This is a genomic window from Streptomyces sp. NPDC059037, from assembly GCF_042740015.1.
Classification (GTDB): domain Bacteria; phylum Actinomycetota; class Actinomycetes; order Streptomycetales; family Streptomycetaceae; genus Streptomyces.
Genome location: NZ_JBHYIG010000344.1, coordinates 1 through 9,591, shown reverse-complemented (window position 1 = coordinate 9,591; position 9,591 = coordinate 1). Strand labels below are relative to the sequence as shown.

The window sequence follows — 9,591 nt, the reverse complement described above, 5'->3', positions numbered from 1 at the left end:
GGCGCCTCGCGGCTGCCACCCCTGATGCCTACGAGCCTGACCTCGCAGGGGCGTTGAACAACCTGGCGATCGACTTCGGGGCCGCGGGGCGGCGGGTGGAGGCGCTGGCAGCCTGCGAGGAGGCCACCGCCGTGTACCGGCGTCTTGTGGTGGTCAACCCCGACGTCTATGAGCCCGACCTCGCCACGTCGTTGAACAACCTGTCGGTTCGCTATGGGGCGGTGGGGCGGCGCGCGGAGGGTGTGATCGCCATTGAGCAGGCCACCGAGATCCGGCGGCGGCTGGCAGCTGCCAACCCTGATGCCTACGAGCACGACCTCGCCGGGTCATTGAACAATCTGGCGATCCGCTATGGGGAGGTGGGCCGGCGGGCGGAGGCGCTGACGGCCAGCGAGGAGGCCACCGCCGTGTACCGGCGGCTTGCGGCGGACAATCCCGATGCGTACGAGCCTGACCTCGCCGCCTCGTTGAACAACCTGTCGGTCGACTATGGGGCGGTGGGGCGGGCTGAAGGCCTGGTCGCCATTGAGGAAGCCACCGAGATCCGGCGGCGGCTGGCAGCTGCCAACCCTGATGCCTACGAGCCCGATCTCGCCGGGTCGTTGAACAACCTGGCGACCCGCTATGGGGAGGCGGGGCGTCGGGCGGAGGCACTGGCAGCCAGCGAGGAGGCCACCGCCGTGTACCGGCGGCTTGTGGTGGCCAACCCCGATGACCCCGACGCCTACGAGCCCGATCTCGCCGCGTCGTTGAACAACCTGTCGGTTCACTATGGGGAGGCGGGGCGGCTGGCCGAGGGTTTGAGCGCCATCGAGGAATCCACGGCGATCCGACGGCGGCTTGCAGCGGACAATCCCGATGCCTACGAACCCGACCTCGCCATGTCGTTGAACAACCTGTCGATCCGCTACGAGGCGGTGGGGCGGCGGGCTGATGGCTTGAGCGCCATTGGGGAGGCCATCGCGATCCGGCGGCGGCTTGCAGCGGACAATCCCGATGCCTACGAACCCGACCTCGCCACCTCCCTATGGGCAACCGCCTGGGTCTTGGTCGGCGGGCCGGAGGACCTCTCCCGCGCGCTGGAAGCAGCGACCGAGTCAGTGGAGATATTCACCAAGCTGGCCGAGTGCATGCCCGCCGCCTATCGTGCCCGTTTACGCGCGGCGCAAGGCACACGCAACGACGTCCTCAAGGCCATGGGCCGCGCCCAACAGGCCGCCTACCGTGACATCTTGCAGGCGGCGAAAGGCACACAAGCCGACGCGCCGGAGGCCGAGCGCCGCCCCCAAGAAGCCGCGGACCCGCCACGACGACGGCTCGACGGCGAGGCCCCGGGAACTCCTCTCTGATCCCCCCACCGCCCCGTCAGCTGCACAGCTTTCAGAGCCCCGCCGCCGGAACCCGCGCCGACAGGAACCGCGTCCTGCGCCGCAGCCGGAACCCCAGTGACTCGTACAACCGGATGGCGTCGGTATTGCGCGCCGACGTGTGGAGGAACGGGATCTCGTCGCGGGCCCGGATGCCGGCGGCCACCGCGAGGACGAGGCGGGAGGCCAGGCCCTCGCCGCGGTGGGCCGGGTCGGTGCAGACCGCGCTGATCTCCGTCCAGCCCGGCGGATGCAGCCGCTCCCCGGCCATGGCGATGAGGGCGCCGCCCCGGCGTATGCCCAGGTAGGTGCCGAGTTCCACGGTGCGGGGCAGGAACGGGCCCGGCTGGGTGCGTTCGACCAGGTCCAGCATTTCGGGTACGTCGGAGGAGCCGAGGCGGACCGCTTCCGGATCCGGCGCGGGGGCCACCGAATCGTCGACCAGCTGGACGCCCTCCATGTCGAACGTGACCTCCCATCCCTCGGGCAGCGGCGCCCGGACACCGGGCAGCGGCACCTCGGCGCCCGGCCCGGCGAGGCGGGCCAGGTCGGTCCAGTCGTCGGGGCCGGGATCGTCGGGCATGGCCAGCCAAGGAGACACGTCGAGCTGGTACCGCAGGACCCGGCCGCGGCGCTCGGCGAAACGGGCGTGGGGTCCGGCGAGCGCTCCGTAGGCCGGGTTGTCCAACGGGTGGGCGACCGCTTCCGGCGGGCGTTCGGGGTGCGTGAGGTCGGGGCGGACGGTGGTCACGCGCTCACCTCGATCACGATCTTCCCGCGGGCGTGGCCGCTCTCCACGGCCCGCAGCGCCTCGTCGGCGCGGTCGAGCGGGTACGTCGCCGACACCTCGGTCCGCAGTACGCCGTCGACGGCGAGCCGCGCAACCGCGTCAAGGACCTCGCTGGTCCGGGCCCGTGCGACCGGCGCCCCGCCCAGTTCGGCGATCGTCTCCTTGGCCGCCGCCGTGATCAGCTTCGAGCGGTCGGTCAGGAGCGGGGCGACGGCCACCACGTCGTCGCCGCCGACCAGGTCGAAGACCGCGTCCACCTGCCCGCCCGGCGCCGCCGCCCGAACCCGTTCCGCCAGATCGGGACCCGGCGTCACGTGGATCGCGCCCAGGGACTCGACGAACTCCTTCTTGCCCGCGCTCGCCGTGCCGACGACCCGGATGCCGAAGTGCCGCGCCAACTGCGCCGCGGCCACCCCGACCCCGCCGCCGACCCCGGTGATCAGGAGCGTCGCCCCTGCGGGCAGGCCGAGCTGGCGCACACCGTCGTACGCCGTCGCCGCCGCGACCGGCAGCGCGGCGGCCTCCGTGAACGTCAGGCCCTCCGGCTTGTGCGCGGCGATCGATACGGGGATGAGCGTGTGCTCGGCGTACCCGCCCGTGACCGGGTTGCCGAACACCGTGTCACCGACGGCGAATCCCTCGACGCCTTCGCCCACCCGCTCGACCACACCGGCGACCTCGCTGCCGAGCACCTCGGGGAACGCGGCGGGCGGCGACCCCGGCCGCCGCTTGCCTGCCCGCAGCTTCCAGTCGACGGGATTGACCCCGGCCGCCCGTACCGCGACGAGGAGTTGACCGGGGCCGGGCTCCGGGGGCGCCTGCTCGACGAAGGCCTCCACTTCAGGACCGCCGTGCCGGGTGAATACGTACGCCTTGGACATGTGCTCCCTCGCTCTGAGCTCTGAGCTCTGAATCGACGCAGGCCCTGTGAGTGCCCACCTTGGACGACCGCCATGATCGCCCCGCTATTCCTGGTGCGGGGGAGCGTTCATGAGGTCGCAATGAGGGGCGGGCACGGCTTCCCGCGGAGCCGACGCGGAGCCGACGCGGAGCCGACCGGTCAAAAACTGAACGCCTCACCAAGTTTTGCTTTCCCGACCCTTGACCTTCAGTGTTCAACCAATCAAGACTCTGGCCCCACAGACCCGCACTGGAGCGGATGGCGCGTTCAGGTCTTGGCGCCGCCGGCCAGTTCGGCGTGCCACGAGCCGCGTTCAGGAGGCCATTTCGCCATGCCTGCCAGCACCCGTCGTGAACTTCTGAAGCAACTGGGTGGCACCGCCGCCACGTTCGCCTTCGTGGCCGCCGCAGGGCCGGCGGCCACGGCCGTGCCCGCATCCGCGGCCGGCGAGGCCGTCGGCTCCCCGGGCGCGGCCGCCGCCACGCGCCGCGTCCGGGGGATCGTCGCCCGCCTCACCCTCGACGAGAAGATCAGCCTGGTCCACGGCGCCACCGACCCCCGCAGACTCGGGCAGGCGGGCTATCTGCCGGGCATCGAGCGCCTCGGCATACCGGAGCTGCGCCTGTCCGACGGTCCGGCGGGCGTGAACGTCACCAAGTCCGCGACCGGACTCCCGCCCGTCTCGACACTCGGCTCCTCCTTCAACCTCGAACTCGCCCGCGAGTACGGGGCGGTGATGGGCCGCGAGGGCCGCACCCTGGAGATGGACGTCCTGCTGGCCCCGCAGATCGAGCTCTCCCGCACCCCGTTCTTCAGCCGCAACAAGGACCAGTCGGGCGAGGACCCGTACCTCAACGGCCTGATCGGCGCCGCGCAGGTCGAGGGCGTGCAGGCGCAGGGCATGCTCGCCCAGGCCAAGCACTTCCTCGCCAACAACCAGCGCCTGCACGAGTTCGACCGCGAGAAGCCGGAGAATTCGTACGACTTCATCGTCGACGACCGCACCCTGCACGAGCTGTACCTGCCCGCCTTCGAGGCCGTCGTCCGCGCCGGCGTCTCCTCGGTGATGTCGGCGTACAACCACCTCAACGGCAAGTGGAACTCCGAGCAGAGCACCACCCTCACCGACATCCTCCGCGGCGAACTCGGTTTCAAGGGCTTCGTCACATCCGACTGGGGCGCCACCCACTCCACGGCCGCGCTCGAAGCCGGCCAGGACATGCAGATGTGGGACGGCTCGTTCTACGGCGAGCCGCTGAAGAAGGCGATCAAGGACGGCTCCATCCCCGAGGCCGCCCTGGACACCGCGGTCTCCCGCATCCTGGGCCGGTACGACGCCTTCGGCATGCTCGACGGCAGCCGGGTCTCCGCCCGAAAGCGGATCGACGTCGAGGCCGGCGCCCGCGTGGCCCGCGAAGTCGCGGTCCAGGGCGCGGTGTTGCTGGCCAACGAAGGCGGACTCCCGCTGTCGCCCGCCGCCTTGCGCGACCTCGCACTGATCGGCCCGACCGCGGGCCAGGTCGCGACATCGGTCTCGGGCGAGCGCGCGTACGGCTTCGAGGAGCGCCTGGTCAGCCCGCTGGACGCACTGCGCCGCACGACAGGGCGGAAGATCGCGTACGAGGTTGGAGTCGACCTCACGGGCACGGCTGTCCCCGCGTCCGCGTTCCCCGAGGGCCTGGCCCGCAAGGGCGGCGGCACGGACAAGAAGGTCGACTTCGTCGGCTCCGAAGGGCTTCCGGTCGGCACGACGGCCGAGTGGACCGGCACCTTCGTGCCGCCCACGACGGGCGAGTACGCGCTCAAGATCCAGGGCTGGGGCGCGGCGGTCTCGCTGAGCCTGGACGGCGAGGAACTGACGACCGCGGCGGGCGCCCGTGACAGCTTCGCGCGCAAGTGGTCCTCGATCGTCCCGACCACGGACGGCCTCGACAACGGCCAGGCCGATCCTGTGGAGCTCACCGGCGGCAGGTCGTACAAGGTCGTGGTCAAGGCGACCGGCTGGGCGGCGACCATCGCCGAACGGGGCAAGGTCCAGGTGCGGTTCGCGTGGGTGACGCCTGAGCAGCGCGCCGCGTCCATCACCGCGGCGGCTCGCCTCGCCCGGCGCGTGCACACCCCGGTCGTCTTCGCCTTCAACGGCTCGGGCGGCTCGGTGGGCGGCAGCGGCGACTTCACCACGCTGACGCTCCCCGCCCGCCAAGACGAGCTGATCACGGCGGTCGCCAAGGCCAACCCGCGTACGGTCGTCGTCCTCACCACGGGCTGCCCGGCGACGATGCCGTGGAGGAATGCGGTCGACGCGATCCTGCACACGGGTTACGTCGGCCAGGAGGGCGGCTGGTCCACCGCCGACCTGCTCACCGGCCGCGCGAACCCGGGCGGCAAGGCCACGGTGACCTGGCCGAAGAAGGACGCGGACCACCCCACTCTCGACCCCGCACACCCGGAGCGCTACTACGGCGTCGACGGAGTGGTCACGTACAGCGAAGGCATCTTCACCGGTTACCGAGGCTTCGACAAGGCGGCCATCGAGCCCCTGTTCCCCTTCGGACACGGCCTGTCCTACACGGAGTTCGGCTACAGCCGCCTCTCCGTGCGCCGCGCGGGCGCGGGCTACGAGGTGTCGTTCACGGTGACCAACCGGGGCCGCCGCGAGGGCGCGGAGGTGCCCCAGCTGTACATGGGAGCGCCGCGCGGCACGGCCGTCGAGATGGCGGTGAAGACGCTGGCGGCCTTCGACCGAGTGGAGCTGCGGCCCGGGCAGTCGCGCCGGGTCACGCTGCGAGTGGACGAGCGCCAACTGTCGTACTGGGACACGGAAGCCGCCCGGTGGGTGCGTCCCGAGGGCCGCCGCGCGGTGTACGTGGGGTCGTCGTCACGGGACATCAGGCTGACGGGGGTGGCGAGTTGAACGCCTGACCCGACGTTCCGGTCGCCGGCGGGGAGTGCTTGAGTCTCCAGTGGGGGGAGACACCAAGGTGGGGGACATGGACGGCGACACGCTCTGCTCGATCGGTGATCTGGCCCGGCGGACCGGTCTGACGGTCAAGACGGTCAGGTTCTACTCCGACGAGGGGATCGTGCCGCCCGCCGGCCGCAGCCCGTCCGGCTACCGCCTGTACGGCACCGACGCCGTCGCCCGCCTCGGCCTCGTACGCACCCTGCGCGAACTGGGCGTCGACCTCGCCTCGATCAGGAAGGTCGTGGACCGGGAGGTCTCGCTGCCCGAGGCCGCCGCGGCGCACGCCGACGCCCTCGACGTGCAGATCCGCGTGCTGCGCCTGCGGCGTGCGGTGCTCACAGCAGTGGCCAAGAGGGGCTCCACCCCAGAGGAGTTGGACCTCATGCACCAGTTGGCCAAGCTCTCCGAGGCCGAACGTCGACGCCTGGTCGACGACTTCCTCGGGTCTGTCTTCGACGGACTGCGTGACCACCCCGCCTTCGCGGCGGTCGTCCGCTCGATGACCCCCGAGCTGCCCGAGAGCCCCGAAGCCGAACAGGTCGAGGCGTGGGTGGAGCTCGCCGAACTGTTCCAGGACACGGATTTCCGCTCCACCATGCGGGGAATGGCCCGCGACCTGGCGACCGACCGGGCCCCCGACGACACCACGGGCCTGCCCCGCATCCTCGCCGATGCCGTCCGTGCGCAGGTCGCCCCGGCTCTGACGGTCGGCATCGACCCGGCATCGCCCGAGGCCGATCCGATCGTGTCGGCGCTCACGGCGCACTATGCCCACATCGTCGGGCTGCCCGACGACCTCGCCCTCCAGCGGCGGTTGGCGGCTCGCCTGGAAGGTATGGGCGACCCCCGCAGGGACCGCTATCTGCAACTGCTCGCCGTGATCAACGGATGGCCCGCCCCGGAGAGTCTGGCACCGCCGCTCGCCTGGATCGTGCGGGCGCTGCGGGTCCGGATGCGTTGATGGCACCCACGGACCTGACCGAGGCCGGACCGCGACGGCTGACCGCCGGCTGCGCACGGTCGGCGGCGACCTCGCGCCCGAAGGGCAGGCCGCGGAGACGATGTCCTGGCTCAGCAGCGTCGACATGGCGGGCGGCGCGATCGGAGCGGCCGTGTTCGCGCACGTCGCGGTCGCGGAGGGGAGCAGGAGCGCGCTGCTGCTGATACCGGCGGTCCTCTGCCTCGCCGCGGTGATCGGTTGGAGTACCCGGGAGCGCGGCCGAGCCCTCAGCCCCGCCCCTCGGCAAACCGGCGCTTGAGGCCCGGCTGTCACATTCGGGAGTGCTGTCCGGTCTGAGCGGGTGAACCTGACAGCCATGCGGGACCCGGCATCGCCGGGCCCGCACTCCCTTCGGAGGTTGCCACCCGTGACGAACCCGATCCTGGTGACGGGCGCCGACGACAGGCTCGGCGGCGGCCGTGGACCGCTCCGCGCCGGTCTTGTGTTCCTGGGCGCGGCGCAGTTCATCGTCGGATGCTGGGCGCTGTTCTTCCCCCGCTCGTTCTTCGACATCCCCTGGGTGGGCATGCGGATGTCGTACAACGCCCATCTGATGATGGACTTCGGCGCCATGAGCCTGGCCATCTCGGTGCTCCTATGCGTCGGCGCCGTCACCATGCGCCAGACCATGGTCCGCACCGCCCTCGCGGTGTATCTCGTCTTCGCCGCGGCGCACCTGGTCATCCACATTCAGCTGCTGCACCACCTCACGCCCGGCCAACGCGGGCCGGTCCTTGCCGCGTTGACGACGGCGGTCGTGATTCCGGTGGTGCTTTTCGTGCTCACGGGCCGGGCCTGGCGGGGGAGCGGCAGCGGCAACAGGCTCTAGAGCCTGTCCGATGGGTCCTGCCGGGGTCGCGGGCCCTGGCACGCACATCTGCCGCGTTGTCGTCGGTTGCCAACGCTCCGCGTTGACGCCCTCCTCCGCCTTGCAGCTGCACGCACCAGGGCCCGCTCGTCCCTGGTGAATCGGCGCCCGGCGTTGAAGGCCGGCCGGACCCATCGGACAGGCTCTAGCCAGGTCCTGGCGGGCTCGGCTGTTTCGGGCTCGGTCGAAACCCCTGGGGCGCATCGCCCGGCTTCCGTAACTTCCTGGCTCGTAAGAGGTCACGAAGTACGGGGGAAGACCTGATGCGCAGAATTGTCGCGCGGCTCGGGGCGGTGCCCGCCGCCCTGGTCGTACTCGCCGCCTGCGGCGGACCACAGGGATCACCACACGGCGGCGCGCCCGCCGGCCGCCTCGAACGGCTCACCGCCACCCAGGAGGCCAAGCTCGACCGGGCCGAGGAACTGCTCATCCAGCGCTGCATGAAGCGCCAGGACCTGACGTACTGGCCCGACCGTCTGCGCACGCCGGACGAGCGGAAGAACGTCCGCCTCGTCCTCGACGACACCCGCTGGGCGCGCAAGTACGGCTACGGCGGCGCGCTCCACCGGCGGACGCAGCAGGAGCGGAAGAAGGATCCCAACTCCGCCTACCAGCGGGGACTTTCCGAGCGTGAACAGCAGCGATGGGACCGGGCCTTCTTCGGCGACGAGGACAGCCGCAGCGTCAGCGCGCCGGTGCCGACAGGGGGTCGCGTCAGCACTTCGCTCGGCGGCTGCCTCGCGCAGGGGCAGGACATCCTGTACGGCGGTCTGCCGCGGTGGTTCCGCGTCAGCAAGGTCGCCGAGAACCTCACCGGCCTCTACGCCGATGACCTCAAACGGGACCGACGGTTCAGGGACGCGGTGCACAAGTGGTCGCGCTGCATGCGCGGCGAGGGGCACGACTACGCCACCCCCGAAAAGATCCGTGACCGGCTTCCGGAGCTCAACGAACGACTGTCTCCGGATCGCGCACACGCCGCGGAGGTACGCCTCGCCGTGGCCGAGGCGCAGTGCGCACGCTCCAGCGAACTCGGGCGCACCGCCCGCGAGTTGGAGCGGAAATATCGCGACAAGGCCATCGGTGCACGGTACCGGGCCGACGTCGACACCTATCTGCGACTCCAGCACCGGGCGCTGACCACGGCCGACACGGTGCTCGCAGACCGCGGCTGACCAAGCCGTATCCGGCAACTCGACAAGGAGAGGTACAACCATGCGCAAGTCCATCGCGGCCGTCATCACGGCCGGATTCCTGAGCCTCGGGGCCTTCGCGCCCTCGGCGCTCGCCAAGACCGCCGCCCCCTCGGGCGACGTGGACACCAAGGTGACGCACTGCAACAAGGTCTGGCCGGAGGCCAACAAGGGGTACGTCTACGCGTACGACCGCACCGACTGCAAGGGCTACGTGGGCAAGTCCAAGCGTGACGACGCCAAGTACTCCAGGACGAGCAACAACAAGGCGACATCGGTGCTCAACAAGGGCACCGGGAGGTACGACACGGTCGTCTTCTACGACGGCGCCAACTACACGGGCGGCGAGGCCTGCCTGAAGCGGGGCGAGAAGTTCGCCGACGACCTCCGCGACAACAAGCTGTCCAACGGGCAGAAGGCCAACAACCAGTTCAGCTCCCACCGGTGGGTCCACGACACCGTGAGGTGCAACGCGCTGACCTGATGGGCCGGCCCTCGGAGCCGGGA

Annotated in this window: 9 protein-coding genes; 7 read left to right on the top strand and 2 right to left on the bottom strand. The window is 70.9% G+C overall.

Annotated features, from left to right (window positions below; genetic code table 11):
* A partial coding sequence (locus tag ACFWY6_RS40915) for a tetratricopeptide repeat protein (RefSeq protein WP_384701617.1) occupies positions 1 to 1,349 on the top strand: 1,349 nt, incomplete at its 5' end.
* Between the two features lie 31 nt (positions 1,350 to 1,380).
* On the opposite strand, the gene ACFWY6_RS40910 is transcribed toward ACFWY6_RS40915, so the two are convergent.
* Complete coding sequence (locus ACFWY6_RS40910; RefSeq protein ID WP_384701614.1) at positions 1,381 to 2,118, bottom strand: GNAT family N-acetyltransferase; 738 nt, start codon at positions 2,116 to 2,118, stop codon at positions 1,381 to 1,383.
* Positions 2,115 to 3,038 (bottom strand): NADP-dependent oxidoreductase, encoded by a 924-nt coding sequence (locus tag ACFWY6_RS40905; protein WP_384701611.1) that lies wholly within the window; start codon positions 3,036 to 3,038, stop codon positions 2,115 to 2,117. Before ACFWY6_RS40905 ends, ACFWY6_RS40910 begins: the two co-directional genes overlap by 4 nt.
* 351 nt (positions 3,039 to 3,389) lie before the next feature.
* Here ACFWY6_RS40905 and ACFWY6_RS40900 point away from each other — a divergent pair, with 351 nt between their 5' ends.
* From ACFWY6_RS40900 to ACFWY6_RS40875, 6 genes are all read left to right on the top strand, one after another.
* The gene (locus ACFWY6_RS40900; RefSeq protein WP_384701608.1) at positions 3,390 to 5,972 is read left to right on the top strand and encodes a glycoside hydrolase family 3 protein; all 2,583 of its coding nucleotides are present in this window, start codon (positions 3,390 to 3,392) and stop codon (positions 5,970 to 5,972) included.
* 76 nt (positions 5,973 to 6,048) lie between these two features.
* Positions 6,049 to 6,984: a MerR family transcriptional regulator gene (locus tag ACFWY6_RS40895; RefSeq protein ID WP_384701605.1), complete on the top strand. Its 936-nt coding sequence runs from the start codon at positions 6,049 to 6,051 to the stop codon at positions 6,982 to 6,984.
* 100 nt (positions 6,985 to 7,084) lie between these two features.
* A complete protein-coding gene (locus ACFWY6_RS40890; RefSeq protein WP_384701602.1) occupies positions 7,085 to 7,282 on the top strand; it encodes a hypothetical protein in 198 nt (65 codons plus the stop codon).
* A 108-nt stretch (positions 7,283 to 7,390) separates the two neighbouring features.
* Entirely contained in the window at positions 7,391 to 7,852 is a 462-nt protein-coding gene (locus tag ACFWY6_RS40885) for a hypothetical protein (RefSeq protein WP_384701599.1), read from the top strand.
* A gap of 302 nt (positions 7,853 to 8,154) precedes the next feature.
* The gene (locus tag ACFWY6_RS40880) at positions 8,155 to 9,066 is read left to right on the top strand and encodes a hypothetical protein (RefSeq protein ID WP_384701596.1); all 912 of its coding nucleotides are present in this window, start codon (positions 8,155 to 8,157) and stop codon (positions 9,064 to 9,066) included.
* Between the two features lie 40 nt (positions 9,067 to 9,106).
* The gene (locus tag ACFWY6_RS40875; RefSeq protein ID WP_384701593.1) at positions 9,107 to 9,568 is read left to right on the top strand and encodes a peptidase inhibitor family I36 protein; all 462 of its coding nucleotides are present in this window, start codon (positions 9,107 to 9,109) and stop codon (positions 9,566 to 9,568) included.
* Positions 9,569 to 9,591 lie beyond the last annotated feature (23 nt).

Excerpts from the sequence above, each read along its gene's own strand:
- ACFWY6_RS40905 (WP_384701611.1), bottom strand. The coding sequence starts at position 3,038 with ATGTCCAAGGCGTACGTATTCACCCGGCACGGCGGTCCTGAAGTGGAG.
- ACFWY6_RS40900 (WP_384701608.1), top strand. The coding sequence starts at position 3,390 with ATGCCTGCCAGCACCCGTCGTGAACTTCTGAAGCAACTGGGTGGCACC.
- ACFWY6_RS40895 (WP_384701605.1), top strand. The coding sequence starts at position 6,049 with ATGGACGGCGACACGCTCTGCTCGATCGGTGATCTGGCCCGGCGGACC.
- ACFWY6_RS40890 (WP_384701602.1), top strand. The coding sequence starts at position 7,085 with ATGTCCTGGCTCAGCAGCGTCGACATGGCGGGCGGCGCGATCGGAGCG.
- ACFWY6_RS40880 (WP_384701596.1), top strand. The coding sequence starts at position 8,155 with ATGCGCAGAATTGTCGCGCGGCTCGGGGCGGTGCCCGCCGCCCTGGTC.
- ACFWY6_RS40875 (WP_384701593.1), top strand. The coding sequence starts at position 9,107 with ATGCGCAAGTCCATCGCGGCCGTCATCACGGCCGGATTCCTGAGCCTC.